Source organism: Janthinobacterium silvisoli (genome assembly GCF_014200725.1).
GTDB lineage: Bacteria > Pseudomonadota > Gammaproteobacteria > Burkholderiales > Burkholderiaceae_D > Janthinobacterium.
The window spans coordinates 1-16,078 of record NZ_JACHCL010000005.1; the positions used below are offsets into that span (position 1 = coordinate 1).

Annotated in this window: 16 protein-coding genes and 1 riboswitch; all 16 genes read left to right on the top strand. The window is 61.3% G+C overall.

Going from position 1 to position 16,078, the window contains the following annotated elements; all coding sequences use genetic code 11:
- Positions 1–278 precede the first annotated feature (278 nt).
- The 16 genes from cobT to HDE75_RS20455 all read left to right on the top strand — a co-directional run bounded on the left by cobT (position 279) and on the right by HDE75_RS20455 (position 15,991).
- Positions 279–1,319: a nicotinate-nucleotide--dimethylbenzimidazole phosphoribosyltransferase gene (gene cobT / locus HDE75_RS20380; RefSeq protein WP_183679909.1), complete on the top strand. Its 1,041-nt coding sequence runs from the start codon at positions 279–281 to the stop codon at positions 1,317–1,319.
- Between the two features lie 2 nt (positions 1,320–1,321).
- On the top strand, positions 1,322–2,128 hold the full coding sequence (locus HDE75_RS20385) for an adenosylcobinamide-GDP ribazoletransferase (protein WP_183679911.1): 807 nt from the start codon (positions 1,322–1,324) through the stop codon (positions 2,126–2,128).
- A gap of 1 nt (position 2,129) precedes the next feature.
- Positions 2,130–2,690: an alpha-ribazole phosphatase family protein gene (gene cobC, locus HDE75_RS20390; protein ID WP_183679913.1), complete on the top strand. Its 561-nt coding sequence runs from the start codon at positions 2,130–2,132 to the stop codon at positions 2,688–2,690.
- A gap of 37 nt (positions 2,691–2,727) precedes the next feature.
- Positions 2,728–2,964, top strand: a riboswitch (cobalamin riboswitch).
- Between the two features lie 127 nt (positions 2,965–3,091).
- On the top strand, positions 3,092–4,954 hold the full coding sequence (locus HDE75_RS20395) for a TonB-dependent receptor domain-containing protein (protein ID WP_183679915.1): 1,863 nt from the start codon (positions 3,092–3,094) through the stop codon (positions 4,952–4,954).
- Positions 4,955–5,034: 80 nt separating this feature from the next.
- A complete protein-coding gene (locus tag HDE75_RS20400; RefSeq protein ID WP_183679917.1) occupies positions 5,035–6,060 on the top strand; it encodes a FecCD family ABC transporter permease in 1,026 nt (341 codons plus the stop codon).
- A 19-nt stretch (positions 6,061–6,079) separates the two neighbouring features.
- Entirely contained in the window at positions 6,080–6,853 is a 774-nt protein-coding gene (locus HDE75_RS20405; RefSeq protein WP_183679919.1) for an ABC transporter ATP-binding protein, read from the top strand.
- Positions 6,850–7,482 carry a cob(I)yrinic acid a,c-diamide adenosyltransferase gene (gene cobO, locus HDE75_RS20410; RefSeq protein ID WP_183679921.1) on the top strand — a complete coding sequence of 211 codons (633 nt, stop codon included), beginning with the start codon at positions 6,850–6,852 and terminating at the stop codon, positions 7,480–7,482. The genes HDE75_RS20405 and cobO overlap by 4 nt, the downstream gene beginning before the upstream one ends.
- A gap of 7 nt (positions 7,483–7,489) precedes the next feature.
- The gene (gene cobU, locus HDE75_RS20415; RefSeq protein ID WP_183679923.1) at positions 7,490–8,056 is read left to right on the top strand and encodes a bifunctional adenosylcobinamide kinase/adenosylcobinamide-phosphate guanylyltransferase; all 567 of its coding nucleotides are present in this window, start codon (positions 7,490–7,492) and stop codon (positions 8,054–8,056) included.
- Complete coding sequence (gene cbiB, locus HDE75_RS20420; RefSeq protein ID WP_183679925.1) at positions 8,050–9,003, top strand: adenosylcobinamide-phosphate synthase CbiB; 954 nt, start codon at positions 8,050–8,052, stop codon at positions 9,001–9,003. The genes cobU and cbiB overlap by 7 nt, the downstream gene beginning before the upstream one ends.
- Positions 8,996–9,988, top strand: coding sequence for a threonine-phosphate decarboxylase CobD (gene cobD / locus HDE75_RS20425; RefSeq protein WP_183679927.1), 993 nt, complete (start codon positions 8,996–8,998; stop codon positions 9,986–9,988). The genes cbiB and cobD overlap by 8 nt, the downstream gene beginning before the upstream one ends.
- Entirely contained in the window at positions 9,985–10,905 is a 921-nt protein-coding gene (locus HDE75_RS20430; RefSeq protein WP_183679928.1) for a cobalamin-binding protein, read from the top strand. The genes cobD and HDE75_RS20430 overlap by 4 nt, the downstream gene beginning before the upstream one ends.
- Positions 10,902–12,356, top strand: coding sequence for a cobyric acid synthase (locus HDE75_RS20435; protein WP_183679931.1), 1,455 nt, complete (start codon positions 10,902–10,904; stop codon positions 12,354–12,356). The genes HDE75_RS20430 and HDE75_RS20435 overlap by 4 nt, the downstream gene beginning before the upstream one ends.
- A gap of 96 nt (positions 12,357–12,452) precedes the next feature.
- Entirely contained in the window at positions 12,453–13,925 is a 1,473-nt protein-coding gene (locus HDE75_RS20440) for a DHA2 family efflux MFS transporter permease subunit (RefSeq protein ID WP_183679933.1), read from the top strand.
- An 87-nt stretch (positions 13,926–14,012) separates the two neighbouring features.
- A complete protein-coding gene (locus HDE75_RS20445; RefSeq protein ID WP_183679935.1) occupies positions 14,013–15,209 on the top strand; it encodes a type II secretion system F family protein in 1,197 nt (398 codons plus the stop codon).
- Positions 15,210–15,296: 87 nt separating this feature from the next.
- Positions 15,297–15,644 carry a type II toxin-antitoxin system RelE/ParE family toxin gene (locus HDE75_RS20450; RefSeq protein WP_221291956.1) on the top strand — a complete coding sequence of 116 codons (348 nt, stop codon included), beginning with the start codon at positions 15,297–15,299 and terminating at the stop codon, positions 15,642–15,644.
- Positions 15,641–15,991, top strand: a complete 351-nt coding sequence (locus HDE75_RS20455) for a helix-turn-helix domain-containing protein (protein ID WP_183679939.1) — start codon at positions 15,641–15,643, stop codon at positions 15,989–15,991. The genes HDE75_RS20450 and HDE75_RS20455 overlap by 4 nt, the downstream gene beginning before the upstream one ends.
- Positions 15,992–16,078 lie beyond the last annotated feature (87 nt).

A 16,078-nucleotide genomic window follows, 5' to 3' on the forward strand; every position in this document is an offset into this window, starting at 1 on the left:
GTTAATTGTTAAAGAACTCAATTCGGTTACTGCTTTCGCGCTATCGACAAAGCGTTGTGTTTGTCAGCTGCGAAGAAGGAAGAGTATGAAGCAATCCACTACGTCTGTCAACTCCTTCTTTTTCTCTACTTCACTCTGCATTTGCATGCGTCGTTCAGCGAGGGGGCGAATTATAGCCAAGGCCCGCAGTCGCCGCAAGGGCTATTTCAGGGACTGATCAATATTGCCTTGTGCTATCGTAGCGCTGGCAACTACGCCGCCTCTTCTATCTTGATCCCATGCCTATCCCACACATCTTCCCTACTGCCAATCCCGCCCTGGCCAGCGAACTCGAACACGCCATCAACAGCAAGACCAAACCCCTGGGTAGCCTGGGACTACTGGAAACACTGGCGCGCCAAATCGGACTGATACAGCAAAGCACACAACTAACCCTGCGCGATCCCGCCATCATCGTGTTTGCAGCGGATCACGGCGTGGTGGATGAAGGCATTTCCGCCTATCCACAAAGCGTGACCTGGCAAATGGTGGAAAACTTCCTGGGCAATGGCGCCGCCATCAATGTTTTCGCCCGCCAGAACAATAGCGCCTTATATATAGTCGATGCGGGCGTAAAGCACGACTTCGGCCCACGCGATGGGTTGATCGACCGCAAGCAAGGCCCTGGCACGCGCAACTTTGCCCAGGAACCCGCCATGAGCCACGAACAATGCCTGGCCGCCCTGCAGGCGGGCATGGATCTGGCCGCCACCTTGGACGGCAATGTGCTGGGCTTTGGCGAAATGGGCATCGGCAATACGACCGCCGCCGCCGCACTGATGCACAAGCTGACGCAAACGCCCGTCGTACACTGCGTGGGTGCAGGCACGGGCCTGTCTGCCGAAGGCATCCTGCACAAGCAAAAGGTGATCGAAGCAGCCGTCGCGCATCATGCAGGCGTTAGCGATCCGCTCGACGTGCTGGCTACCTTTGGCGGTTTCGAAATTGCCATGATGGCTGGCGCCATGTTGAAGGCCGCCGAGCGGCGCATGATCTTGCTGATCGACGGTTTTATCGTCAGCAGCGCATTATTGGTGGCGGCACGGCTGCAACCAGCCATCCTCGACTACTGCGTGTTTTCACACTGCTCCGATGAAAACGGCCATCGCCACTTGCTGGCCAGCCTGGCTGCACGGCCGCTGCTGCAGCTCGATTTGCGCCTGGGAGAAGGCACCGGTTCCGCGCTGGCCTTGCCGCTGCTGCACGCGGCCGTCAATTTCATGCGCGAGATGGCGACGTTTGCCTCGGCCCAGGTCAGCGAAAAGTCCACGCCAGACTGAACATGGCCAATCCCGTTTCTGCCGCCCTCCACCAGTGCCGATTGTTCTTTATCGCTCTGCAGTTCTTCACGCGCTTGCCGATACCGCGCTGGGTAGGTTTCGAGCCTGACTGGCTGCAGCACGCGTCGCGCTACTTTCCGCTGGTGGGCCTGGTGGTGGCGGCAATTTCCAGCGCCGTGTATCTGCTGGCCAGCTGGTGCCTGCCTTCGGGCGTGGCCGTGCTGCTGGCCGTCGCATCGGGCATCTACCTGACGGGCGCCTTCCATGAAGATGGCTTTGCCGACATGTGCGATGGTTTCGGCGGCGGTTATACGCGCGAGCGGGTACTGGACATCATGAAGGATTCGCGCATCGGCGCCTATGGCGCCATCGGTATCGTCTGCCTGCTGGCCATCAAATGCGTAGCACTGGCCTCATTGCCGCCAGCGATGGTAGTGGCAGCGCTACTGATCGCCCATCCACTATCACGCCTGGCCGCTGTCTCGCTGATCTGGTGCATGGATTATGCGCGCGATGAAGGCAAGGCCAAGCCGATGGCGCAATCGATGAGTACGGGCGAATTTATCATCGCCGCCATCTGCGGCCTGCTGCCCGCCATCGTGTGCGGCGCAATGGGGCTACTCGCCTGGAGTGCACTGCTCACCGCCGTACTGGTAGCGGCCGGCGCCGCCTGGTGGCTGGGCCGCACATGCCAGCGCCGCATCCAAGGCTACACGGGCGACTGCCTGGGCGCCGTGCAGCAAGTGGCCGAAGTGCTGATTTACCTGGCCATCCTGTCCGGCTTCCAGCCAACAGTACACTTGTATTAGCATGCGCCTGATTCTTGTCCGCCATCCTGCGCCGCAAGTGTCCAGCGGTATTTGCTATGGCCGCAGCGACGTGGCGGTAGCGCCCCATGAAAGAGAAAAGATCCGCGCCATTCTGCGGCATAACCTGCCGCCTGATATACCGATCTATACCAGCCCCTTGCTACGCTGCGCCGACCTGGCACAACAATTAGCTGAAGACTTGCCAGCCAGTACCCTGCATATCGACGCCCGCCTGGCAGAGTTGGATTTCGGCGACTGGGAAATGCTGTCCTGGGAAACCATTCCTCGCGCAGAAATCGATGCCTGGGCAGCCGACATGGCGCACTATCGGCCCGGTGGCGGTGAAAATGTGCTGGACATGACAGCCCGCATTCTGGCCTTCCTGCACGATCTGTTGCGCGAACAACACGCCGAGGCGATCCTGATTTGCCATGCCGGCACCATCCGCCTGTTATGCGCGTTGCAAGGGGGGTTGTCATTGGAGGAAACGGCCGCGCTGGCCGCTTCCTCCGCCCACAAAATCGGCTATGGCGCGGCAATGACTGTCATCTTTGATGATTAAGTGTCAAGTCTGACATTTCAGACCCACGGCACCCCACGTATAATGAAGGGGTTTTGGTGCCCGCGCTCATGTCCATGAGCGCAGTTAAACGGGAAACACGATACCGCCAGCGCGGTGAACGTGTGCTGCCCCCGCAACGGTAAGCAAGTGTCATTCATCTCAACAGGATGTAAATGACTAGCCATCCCTGACAACCACTGTGCCTATGACGGCATGGGAAGGTGGGATCGCCATACTTGCCAGCCCGGATACCGGCCAGAACAGGTGGAAGTGTGCGAACGGGAATATTCACGATCTGAATGGCCATGGCCATCTTCGATGATCATTCCCAGTTTCCCGCTTCTGTTCAATCTGGCCAACGGGGACCTGGGCCGGTTGCAAATTACTTACTGAAAATTATCATGACTCATGCTGTTTCCCGCCATGCGGCGCTCACGTCGCTGGCGCTAGCCATTGCTGCGCCTGCCGCCTTCGCCCAAACCACGCCCGACACTTTCGACCCTGTTGTCGTTACCGCCAACCGCTATCCGCAGCACCTGAGCGAAGTATTGAGCGATACCGTGACCATCAGCTCGGAAGAAATCGCGCGCTCGGGCGCCGGTTCACTGATCGATCTGCTGCAAAAACAACGCGGCATCGAGGTGACCCGCAACGGCGGCCCAGGCACGGCATCGAGCGTCTTTATTCGCGGTGCAAACAGTAACCAGAATATCGTACTGGTCGATGGCGTGCGTATCGGTTCATCCACCCTGGGTACCGCCAACTGGAGCGCCCTGCCGCTGTCGAGCATCGATCACGTTGAAATCGTCTATGGCCCAGCCAGCACCATGTACGGTGCCGATGCTATCGGTGGCGTGATCCAGATTTTCACTAAAAAAGGTGATGGTCCGGCACGCTTCTCCGCTTTCGCCGGCTACGGCAGCTACAACACCCGCCAGGCAGAAGCAAGCGTGGCTGGCAGCGCCAGCAACTTCAATTACTCCCTGACCGCAGGCAAGGAAAAATCGGACGGCTTCTCGGCTTCCAAGCTGGGCGCATCGTCGTTCACCTACAACCCGGACAAGGACGGCTACGACAAACAAAGCGCCAGCGGCCAGTTCAGCTACCAAATGGCCAAAGGCCAGGAAGTCGGCCTGGTCTTCCTCAATTCGCAACTGAAAGCACAATACGACGCAGGCCCAGGCTACGATGCACGCAGCAACCAGAAGCTGGAAAACGTTTCGGTCTTCACGAAGAACCAATTCCTGCCTAACTGGACCAGCGAACTGCGCTACGCTGAAGCACGCGACAAGTCGGGCGACGACAGCAGCGCGGCATCGTATGGCAAGAGCGAAATCGACACCAAGCAAACCGATATCACCTGGCAGCACGATATCCGTATCGGCAGCGACAACCTGCAATTGCTGGCGGACTATCGCAACGAAGACGTGACGTCGAGCAGCACGCCAGAAGTGAGCCGCGGACGCAATACCAAGTCCTACGCCGCTTCGTACAATATGGTACGCGGCGAGCACCTGGTCAGCATCAGTGCGCGCAACGACGATAACTCGAAATTCGGCTCCCATAACACTGGCAGCGTCGCTTACGGCTACCGCTTCAGCAATACCCTGCGCGCCAACGCCAGCTACGGCACCAGCTTCCGCGCCCCGACTTTCAATGAACTGTTCTACCCAGGCTATGGCCTGGCGTCGAACAAGCCTGAAACAGGCCGCAATGCGGAAATCGGCCTGCACTACAACGATGGCGTATCGCAGCTGAGCGCAAGCTACTACCACAACAAGGTCACCGACCTGATCGTCAATACCACCCCATGCCCTGATCCGACCTTCAACGGTGCGTTTGGTTGCGCCTATAACGTCAACAAGGCATTGCTGGAAGGCCTGACCCTGGCCGGCAGCCGCAAGTTCGGCGCGTTCAACGTCAGCGGCAACATCGACCTGCAAGACCCACGCGATGAAACCAAGGACAAGCAGTTGCAGCGCCGCGCCAAGAAACACGCTACCTTCAACGCCGACTATACCGCCGGCCCGCTGACCGCTGGCACAGAATGGCAGTTGTCGGACAAGCGTTTTGACGACGCCGCCAACAAAACTACACTCGGTGGCTATGGCTTGCTGAACCTGTACACCACCTACCAGTTCGCACGCGACTGGTCGGTGCTGGCGCGCTGGAACAACATCACCAACAAGAACTACGAACTGGCACGTTTCTATGCAACGCCACGTTCGAACTTGTTCGTCGGTGTACGCTACGGCATGAAATAAACACCTTGTAATGAGGTAAGCTGCGGGCGGTGGCATACTGCCATCGCCCGCAGCTGCAGTTCCCGATTTAAAGGCAGTACATGCATCCATTTTTTCGCAATCTGCGCCACCGCGCCATCCTGATACTCACGATGCTGAGCGTGTGCGCGATGGCCAGCCTGATTTTCTCCGGCATGACCGGCTCTGTAGCGATTCCGCTCGCCGACCTGCCTTCCGCCCTGCTCCACTTGATCCAGGGCAAAACCGATACCCTTGCCGCTACCCTGCTCGACCTGCGCCTGGGCCGCGCGCTGACCGCCTTCGTCACCGGCGCGGCGCTGTCGCTGGCCGGGGTGATGATGCAGGCCTTGCTGCGCAATCCACTGGCCGACCCGTATGTGCTGGGCATTTCAGCCGGCGCTTCCGTGGGCGCACTGGCTGCCCTGTTGTTCATGTGCGCGCTGTGGATGGTCGATGCGGCCGCCTTCGCCGGCGCCGTCGGTATTTCCATGCTGCTGTACCTGTTTGCCCGGCGCGACCTGCGCGGCGGTACGGCGGCAGAAGGCGGCACTTCGCTATTGCTGCTGACAGGCGTGATCCTGTCGTCGGCCTGCATGGCCATCGTCACGCTGATGCTGTCGATCGCGCCCGAGAGCCGCTTGCGCAGCATGGTGTTCTGGATGATAGGCGACCTGTCCGGCGCACCGGTGCGGCTGATGCCCTGGCTGGTACTGGCCGCCGCCCTGGTCTTCGCACTGCGCAGCGCGCGCGCCATGAATGTGATGGCCCTGCATGCGGAAGCGGCCAGCACCCTGGGCGTGCGCGTGGGCGCCCTGCGCAAAGGGCTGTTCTTTTGTTCAGGCCTGCTGACGGCCAGCGCCGTTACCAGCGCCGGCAGTATAGGTTTCGTCGGCCTGATCGTGCCGCATGCGCTGCGCTTTGCCTTCGGCCCCGACCACCGCCTCTTGACCCCGGCCGCGGCACTGGTTGGCGGTACTTTCCTGGTACTGGCAGACACCCTGGCACGCACCGTGCTGGCGCCGCTGCAGCTGCCCGTCGGCGTCATCACGGCGATGATAGGTGCCCCCGTCTTCCTGTACCAGCTGCACCGCTTGCGCCGTGGATGACACAGAGAATGAGCAAGCTATGATACGTACAGACCAACTGAATTTGAACGCGGGCACGCGCACGCTGGTGGACAAGCTAAACTGGGTCATCAACGCAGGCGAATGCTGGAGCGTGATCGGCCGCAATGGCGCCGGCAAGAGCACCCTGCTGCGCACCCTGGCTGGATTGCGTGAGCCAGACGCCGGCCACGTCACAATACAGGATCGCGCATTGAACGACTGGCCGTTGGCGGAACTGGCGCGCGAGCGGGCCTTTCTGGCGCAAGCGCGTCACGACGCGTTTTCGTATAGCGTGATCGAGACGGTGCTGTCGGCACGCCACCCTTATCACGACAACCATTACTGGGAAGGCAGCGACGACCAGCAGATCGCCCTCGCCGCCCTGGCTTCGATGGAAGTCGACCACCTGGCCGCGCGCGATGTGCGCAGCCTGTCGGGCGGCGAGCGCCAGCGCGTGGCGATCGCCGCCATGCTGGCCCAGGACACGCCACTGCTGCTGCTGGACGAACCGGCTAATGCGCTGGACCTGGCGCACCAGGTCAGCGTGATGGGCTTGCTGGCAAAATTGTGCCGCGAGCAGAACAAAACCGTGGTGATGGTGGGCCATGACCTGAACCTGGCGCACAGCGTCTCAACCCACGCGCTGCTGCTGATGGAAGATGGCGGCTGGCTGGCCGGCCCCGTGGCCGAAGTGATGCAGGCGTCCATCCTGGGTCACTACCTGGGCCACCCGATCGACATCATCGAACATGGCAAACGCAAGATATTCATACCGAAAGAGGACATAGCATGAGCGAGAACAAAATCATCGACGCCGAGACGGCGGCAATCAACGAACGCCACCGCGTGCGCATGGAACGCAAGAAGGCCATCATCGATGCAGCCATCGCCAAGGCCGACAAGGAAATCGGCATCATCATCGTCAACACGGGTAATGGCAAGGGCAAGAGCTCCAGCGGTTTCGGCATGGCGATACGCGCCATGGGCCATGGCATGAAAGTAGGCGTGGTGCAGTTCATCAAGGGCGCCATGTCCACCGGCGAAGAAAAATTCCTGCGCCGCTTCCCCGACGAAATCAGTTTTCACGCGATGGGCGAAGGCTATACCTGGGAAACCCAGAACCGCGAGCGCGACATCGAAAAAGCGGAACTGGCGTGGGAACAGGCAAAAACTTTTTTGGCTGACCCCAGCTACGGCCTGGTGCTGTTCGACGAACTCAATATCGCCCTCAAATACAAATACCTGGACGTACACAAGGTCATCGCCGACTTGCTGGAACGCCCGGCCATGCAGCACGTCGTCATCACGGGCCGCGGCGCGCCCGAAGAACTGATCGCGATTGCCGACACCGTCACCGAAATGGCCGTCGTCAAGCACGCCTATGCGGCAGGCATCGGCGCGCAAGCCGGCACCGAATGGTAACAGCAGCATGACGCGCACCCTGGTCTTCGGCGGCGCCCGTTCCGGAAAGAGCGCCTACGCCGAACAGCTGGCCCGCAGCTCGGGCAAGGAAGTCATCTACATCGCCACCGCGCAAGCCGGCGATGGCGAGATGGCCACACGCATCATCCACCACCGCCTGCAGCGCCCGGCCGAATGGATCACCTTGGAAGAACCGCTCTGCCTGGGCGAAGTCATCCTGCAACAAGCACACCCCAAGCGTTTGCTACTGGTCGATTGCCTGACTCTCTGGCTGACCAATCTGCTGTTTTCCAATGGCGAGACGTATCCGGAGGTGGGCGATATCGTCCTGCCCGAACGCTTTCACAGTGAGCGCGCATTGCTGCTGTATGCGCTGGCCGACCTGGAAGACACTGGCTGCGACATTGTGCTGGTATCGAATGAAGTCGGCATGGGTATCGTGCCCTACGGCGCCATTTCGCGCTGCTTCACCGATGAAGCGGGACGCTTGAACCAGGCGGTGGCGGCCATCTGCGACAAGGCCGTGTTGGTGGCGGCCGGCTTGCCGCTGCATCTGAAGGGTGGCCCATGCTGAGTGGCCTGTCCCTGCCCATGCTGGCCGCGCTGATGACGGCCGGCGTACTGCTCGACATCCTCCTCGGCGAGACGCGCCGCTGGCATCCGCTGGTCGGTTTTGGCCGCCTGGCCAACGCCATCGAACGTTTGCTGAACCGGGGCCGCGCACGCTTTATGCGCGGTGCGCTGGCGTGGACGCTGGCCGTACTGCCGATGACGGCGCTCACCGCCTGGCTATGCGGCTGGGCTGGCGCAGCGCTGCACGTATTTTTGCTGTATCTGTGCCTGGGACTGCGCAGCCTGCGCGACCATAACCAACCGATCGCCGATGCGCTGGCCCAAGACGACCTCGATAACGCGCGCCTGCTGACGGCGCGCATCGTCAGCCGCGATACAAATAACGCCGATGCGGCCAGCCTGGCCAAGGCCAGCACCGAGTCCTTGCTGGAAAACGGCAACGACGCCGTCTTTGGCACCCTGTTCTGGTTCGCGGTGGCGGGCGGCCCTGGCGCCGTGCTGTTCCGCCTGGCGAATACGCTCGACGCCATGTGGGGCTACCGCAACGAACGTTTTGACTGGTTCGGCTGCTGCGCCGCCCGCATCGACGATCTCCTCAACTACCTGCCAGCGCGCTTGACGGCCCTGTCCTATGTTTTGCTGGGTAAAACCATGGCGGACAAAAAACGCGCCTGGCTTTGCTGGTGCACGCAAGCACCTGCCTGGGGCAGCCCTAACGCAGGACCTGTGATGGCCAGCGGCGCTGGCGCCCTCGGTTTGGCGCTCGGTGGCGACGCCATCTACGACGGCGAGCTGGAAAGCCGCCCGCCATTGGGCATTGGCCGCCCGGCCGAAGCACGCGATATCGACCGCGCCTGGCGCCTGGTGGCCGAAACAGCCGTACTTTGGCTGATCTGGATGGGATTGCTGGCGGGCCTGGTTTATTTGCGCGGGGCAGTTCATGCTTGAACATGGCGGCAATCTGCGCGACGCGGCCCGCGAATATGGCCGGCCGCTGGCAGACTGGATCGACCTGTCGACCGGCATCAACCCGCACTGGTATGCAGCGCCAGCACCGAACGCCAACGCCTGGCACCGCCTGCCGGAAGCCGACCCGGCGCTGGCCGCCGCTGCTTGCGCCTATTATGGCGCGCCGGCCATGCTGCCGGTGGCAGGTACGCAGGCAGCCATCCAGGCCCTGCCCCGCTTGCGGCCACCATCGCGCGTGGTCGTGGCCGCACCGTCGTACGCCGAACATGCGCACCACTGGGGCCAGCACGGCCACCAGTTGCGGCAAGTGCCGTATGCGCAATTGGCCGGTGCCGTCGACAGCTGCGATGTACTGGTGATCTGCAACCCGAACAATCCCACCGGAGAACGCATCGCGCCCGAGCTACTGCTGGACTGGGCCGGCAAGCTGGCGACACGCGGTGGCTGGCTGGTCGTCGATGAAGCGTTTGGTGATACGGAATCGGCAGCCAGCCTGGGGCAGCACACCAACAGGCCTGGCTTGATCGTACTGCGTTCAGTCGGCAAATTCTTTGGCCTGGCCGGACTGCGCCTGGGCTTTGTCGCCGCCCATCCTACCTTGCTGGCAACGCTGGCCGACTTGCTGGGACCGTGGACGGTCAGCGGCCCTGCGCAGCAAGTGGCGCTGGCGGCGCTGTCGGACACGACATGGCAGGTGGCGATGCGGAGCCGCTTGCAGCAGGAAGCTGCGCGGCTACGGCAATTACTGGCTGCGCATGGCATCAGCAGTCAGGGCACGGATCTGTTTCAATGGTGGCCCGAAACGCATGCCGAAGACTTTTGGCGGCACATGGCGCAGCGCGGTATCTGGGTGCGGCTATTCCGCCATGCCGAACGCGGCATCCGCCTGGGTTTGCCACCGAACGACGCCGCCTGGTTAAGCCTGGAACAGGCACTCACCGCATGGAACAAGGACAACACATGAAACGCTCACATCTCGCAGCCCTGCTGGCCACTCTGACTACGTTCGCCTCGCTCAACGCGCACGCCGCCATCACGGTGCGCGATGACGATGGCAATGCCGTCACCATCGACAAGCCGGCGCAACGCATACTGGCGCTGGCGCCGCACATCACAGAATTGCTGTTTGCTGCTGGTGGCGGCGACAAGATCGCCGGCGTGGTCAGCTACAGCGATTATCCGGAAGCGGCAAAAAAACTGCCTCAGGTAGGCGATAACCGCCAGTTCGACATGGAGCGTATCATCGCCATGAAGCCCGACCTGATCGTGGTCTGGATGCATGGCAGCGCCGAGCGCCAGATCGCCATGCTGCGTCAATTAAAAGTGCCGATCTTTCACAGCGAACCGCGCAAGCTGGCCGACATTCCAGACAGCCTGGAGCGCCTGGGCCAGCTGATGGGCACGGAAAACGTGGCCAAGCCCGTCGCCGCCCAGCTGCGCAGCAAACTGGCCAGCCTGACGGCGCACTATGCGCAGCGCCCGCCCGTGCGCATGTTTTACCAGGTGTGGGACAAGCCGCTATACACATTGAGCGGTGCCAGCATCGTCAGCGACGCCATGCGCGTGTGCGGTGCGCAAAATATCTTTGCGACCTTGAAGGTGGTGGCGCCCGTCGTCACACAAGAAGGCGTGCTGCAGGAAGATCCGGAAGCGATTTTCGGCACCAGCGAAAAGAGCGATCCGCGCAGTGAAGGCGGACTGGCGATGTGGCGCGCCTTCCCGTCGATGAAGGCCGTGCGCAACAATAACCTGTTCCGCCTGAACGGCGATTTGCTGAACCGCGCCGGTCCGCGCATGATCGACGGCACGGCCGCCCTGTGCGAAAAAATCGAACTGGCGCGCCAGCACCGCACCAATCCGACGGCACAAAGCGCACCATGAGCAGACCATCGTTATTTTCCACCCTGATGGTGCAGGGCACGACCTCGGATGCAGGCAAGAGCACCGTGGTTGCCGCCCTGTGCCGGCTGCTGAAACGCCGTGGCATCTCCGTAGCGCCGTTCAAGCCGCAAAACATGGCCCTGAACAGCGCCGTCACGGCCGATGGCGGCGAGATAGGCCGCGCCCAGGCCTTGCAGGCGCTGGCCGCCGGCATTGCGCCACACACGGACATGAATCCGGTGCTGCTGAAACCGTCGTCGAACACAGGCGCACAAGTCATCATCCATGGCAAGGTGCGCGCGGAAATGAACGCGCGCGATTATCAGCAATACAAAACCGTGGCCATGGGCGCCGTGCTGGAATCGCATGGACGCCTGCGTTCACAATACGAGGCTATCATCGTCGAAGGCGCGGGCAGCCCGGCTGAAGTGAATCTGCGAGCGCGCGATATTGCCAACATGGGTTTTGCCGAAGCCGTCGATTGCCCGGTGATCCTGGTGGCCGATATCGACCGTGGCGGCGTGTTCGCCCATATCATCGGCACGCTGGCCTGTTTGTCCGACAGCGAACGGGCGCGCATCATCGGCTTCGTCATCAATCGCTTCCGTGGCGATATCTCGCTGCTCACGCCCGGCATCGACTGGCTGGAACAGCAGACGGGTAAACCGGTACTGGCCGTGCTGCCGTATCTGCAAGGCTTGTTCCTCGATGCGGAAGACGCCGTCGAAGCGATGCAGGCAGAACGGGGCGCGTTCAAGGTGGTCGTGCCGCAACTGCCGCGCATCAGCAACCACACGGATTTCGACGCCCTGCGTGCCCACCCAGGTATCGACCTGCAATTCATCCAGCAGGGACAAACGATACCGCCATCCGACCTGGTCATCCTGCCCGGCAGTAAAAATACCCGTGGCGACCTCGATTGGCTGCAGCAGCAAGGCTGGCCGGCGTACCTGGCCAAACACCTGCGCTATGGCGGCAAGGTGATCGGCATTTGCGGCGGTTTTCAGATGCTGGGACTGGCCGTGCACGATCCGCTGGGCGTGGAAGGCGCAGCCGGAAGCTCGCCGGCACTGGGCTTGCTGGAGATGGCCACTGAACTGACACAGGATAAACGGCTGGAACAGGTCGGCGGCCATTGCGCGTTTGCCAGCGCTGAGGTCAACGGCTATGAAATCCATATGGGCGTGTCGCAAGGCACGGCGTTGTCAATTCCCGCCTTTGTTATCGATGGCCGGCCAGAAGGCGCCATATCACAGGACGGGCAAATCCTCGGCAGTTATTTGCACGGCATGTTCGATACGCCCGGCGCCTGTTCGGCGCTGCTGCGCTGGGCCGGACTCGACTCGGAATATACGGTCGATACCGCCGCCTTGCGCGAAGCCAGCCTGGAGCGCATCGCCGATGCGGCGCAACCCTTGCTCGATGCACTGGACAAGTTAAACCAGGTTTAATGATCAAACGCGCACGGATGGCGGCGCGCAAGCGCCTTTTGTGTAACAATTCAGGGCACTGTTGGCTCCGTTCCAACCTACTCAGGCTCCGCATCCATGTCCAGTTCTGCCGTTAAAAGCTACCTTCCCTGGGTAGTCGCCACCGCCCTATTCATGGAGCAGCTCGACTCCACCATCGTCAACACCGCCATTCCCGCCATGGCCGCCAGCCTGAACGTGACGCCGCTGAGCCTGAAGGCGGTCGTCACCAGCTACATCCTGAGCCTGGCCGTGTGCATCCCGGTCAGCGGCTGGATGGCCGACCGCTTCGGCACGCGGCGCGTGTTTTCCGCCGCCATCGCCATTTTTACCGTCGCCTCCATCCTGTGCGGCCTGTCCGTCAATTCACCGATGCTGGTGGCGGCGCGGCTGCTGCAAGGCGTGGGCGCGGCCATGATGATGCCGGTTGGGCGGCTGGCCATCATCCGCACCTTCCCCAAGTCGCAATTGCTGGCGGCCATGAATTTCGTCATCATCCCCGCCCTGATCGGTCCCTTACTGGGACCGACCGTAGGCGGGCTGATCGTGCACTGGCTGTCGTGGCGCGAAATTTTCTTCGTCAACGTACCCGTCGGCCTGACGGCGCTATACCTGGCGCACCGCTACATGCCCGATTATTACGGCGACAAGCAGCGTCCGCTGGACTTGATCGGCCTGGTGCTGTTTGGCACCGGTATCGCCTTGCTATCCTGGCTGCTGGAAATTTTCGGCGAGCACAAGCTGGACCCCACCTCGGCCGCCGTGCTGCTGTTCATTTCCATCAGCCTCTTGGCCGCCTATGCCTGGCATTCGCGCGAAGTGCTGCATCCGCTGCTGCGCCTGACCCTGTTCAAGATCCGCACTTTCCGCGTTTCGGTGGTGGGCGGTTTCGTCACCCGTTTGGGCGTGGGCGGCCTGCCTTTTCTGCTGCCACTGTTGTACCAGCTGGGCCTGGGTTTGCCCGCCTGGCAATCAGGCTTGCTGATGATGCCGTCAGCGGCCGCCGCCATGTTCATGAAATTCATTTCCGCGCGCGTGCTGGCACGCTTCGGCTATCGCCAAGTGCTGGTCATCAACACGGTGCTGATCGGCGTCACGATCGCCATGTTTTCGCAGGTGGGCGCCAACACGCCGATTTATGTGATCGTCGCCATCAGCCTGTGCCTGGGCTTCTTCAATTCGCTGCAGTTTTCCAGCATGAACACCATCGCCTATGCAGACGTGGACAAGAGCGACTCCAGCATGGCCAGCACGATTGCCAGTTCGATGCAGCAACTGTCTATGAGCTTTGGCCTGGCCTTTGGTTCCCTGATCACGGGCTGGTTCCTGGGCGACATGCCACAATCGGACCGGGTCCAGCTCACCAGTGCCTTGCACCACGCCTTCCTGGCCTTGGCCGCGCTGACGATATTGTCCTCACTGACTTTCTGGACCTTGCGCCGCGACGATGGCGAAAGTATCAGCAAAGGTTCGGAGAGCGATGACGACGATGCGGACGAGGTCAAGGCTCAGGCCGTCGTGCAAACGGAAGTGCAGACAGCGAAGAACTGAACCACAAGCTGAGCCGCATCAAACCCGCCGGCGTACGCGCTGGCGGCGCCTATCGTACCAGTGCTAAGGTGAGCGCTGGGGGCGCACATGACGGGTGAACGGCAATTTGCGTGGGAGGGCACTGACCGCCACGGCAGGCGCGTGCAAGGCAGCCTGCGCGCCGCCGATGCCGCCGCCGTCACCCTGGCCTTGCGCCGCCAGGGCATACTCGCTACCCGTGTACGCGCCCGCCGCCATGCACCGGGCAAAGCCATCACGCACAAGGATATCGCCCTCTTCACGCGCCAGCTATCGACCATGATGGCGGCCGGCGTGCCCCTGCTACATGCTTTCGACATCGCCGGCAAGGGCCACGCCAAGCCGGCGATCACCGAGCTGATGGCAGATCTGCGCCACGATATCGAAGCAGGCAGCAGCCTGCAACAGGCATTCCGCCAGTTTCCCAAGCTGTTCGACAGCCTGTATTGCAGCCTGGTGGCTGCCGGCGAGCAAGCCGGCATCGTGCAGGAATTGCTGGCGCGCCTGGCCACGCATCAGGAAAAAACCATTGCCCTGCGCCGCCAGTTGCGCGGCGCCATCATGTATCCGCTGGCTATCGTACTCGTTGCCGTCTTCGTCACCGCCATCATCATGAGCTGGGTCGTGCCCGCCTTTCGGCAAGTCTTCGACAGTTTTGGCGCGCCCTTGCCCCTGCCAACCTTGATGGTAATGGCCATCTCGGCCTTTCTGGTGCGTTACTGGCTGACCATGCTGGCTGTGCTGGCCGCGCTTGCTTTGCTGTTGCATCTGGCGTGGCGGCGCTCACCCGCCCTGCGCAGGCAGGTGCAATTGCAGGCACTGCGCCTGCCACTATTCGGTCCGCTGCTGCGCCGCGCCGCCATCGCCCGCTGGACGCGTACCCTGGCCGCCATGTTTGCCGCTGGCGTGCCGCTGCTCGATTCGCTGTCACTGGTCGGGGCCGCCTCCAACCACCCGCTATATCAAGACGCCACCTTGCGCATCGAACGCGAAATCCGCGCCGGCGGCAGCCTGGCCCTGGCCATGGACCACAGCGGCGTATTTCCCGAACTGCTGACGCAACTGGCCCTGATCGGCGAAGAGTCAGGCGTGCTCGACACCATGCTAACGCGCGCGGCCGACATCATCGAAGCAGAAATTGCCGCCACCGTCGCCATCCTGTCCTCGCTGCTGGAACCGGCCCTGATGGTGGTGCTGGGCGTGCTGGTGGGCGGTCTCGTGATTGCCCTGTATTTGCCGATTTTCAAATTGGGGGCGGTCATTTAACGGATGCAGATGATTGATACCGATCAAGCTGCTTTTATCGTGGTGGCTGCATGGATGTATAAAATTTGATACAATCAAGGAGTTGTGATGGAAGAAAAAGCCATCGACTGGCGCGGCAGCTCCCTGGCCGACCTTAAAAATGATCATATTTTTACTATCGACGCGCGCAGGGAAGCTGGCCACCAGCTGAGCCAGGTGCAAGCCGGACTAGAACCGGATCGCTGGAAACCTTTTGACGAAGTCGGCACTGGCACCAAGGAAATCATCATCAATCTCGATGATGGCTGGTTCAGGGTAATGTATGTCGCCAAATTTCCCGAAGCTGTCTATGTCTTGCATTGTTTTAAAAAGAAAACAAACACCACCTCCAGACAAGACAAAGAAATCGCCAGCGTCCGCTACAAGGCCGTGGTCAACATGAGGACACAGCAATGAACACCAAGCTCAAGCCACACAGTGACAGCGAATCGGCGCACATCACGCCAGCCGGCGGCAATATCTTTGCCGACCTGGGCTTTGCCCCACAGGAAGCGGCCGCGCTGCAGGCGCAGTCCAGGCGCATCATCTCCGACAAGATCGCCATCAAGGAAAAGCTGATGGACGAACTGGCGCTGTGGATAGCTACAGAAAACCTGAAACAGGCCGATGCCGCGCAGATATTGGGCGTCAGCCGTCCGCGTGTTTCCGACGTGATCAACAAAAAAACGCCCAAGTTCACGATCGACGCGCTGGTCGATATGCTGGCCCGGGCAGGCCGGCGCGTGCAATTCCAGATTGCCTAGCTTTAAATCACGATATCTGCCGTGACATCCCCTGAAAAGATCGCCATGCCCTGGCGGATGTTTTACACTGCGGCAGTGCCAGGCAAT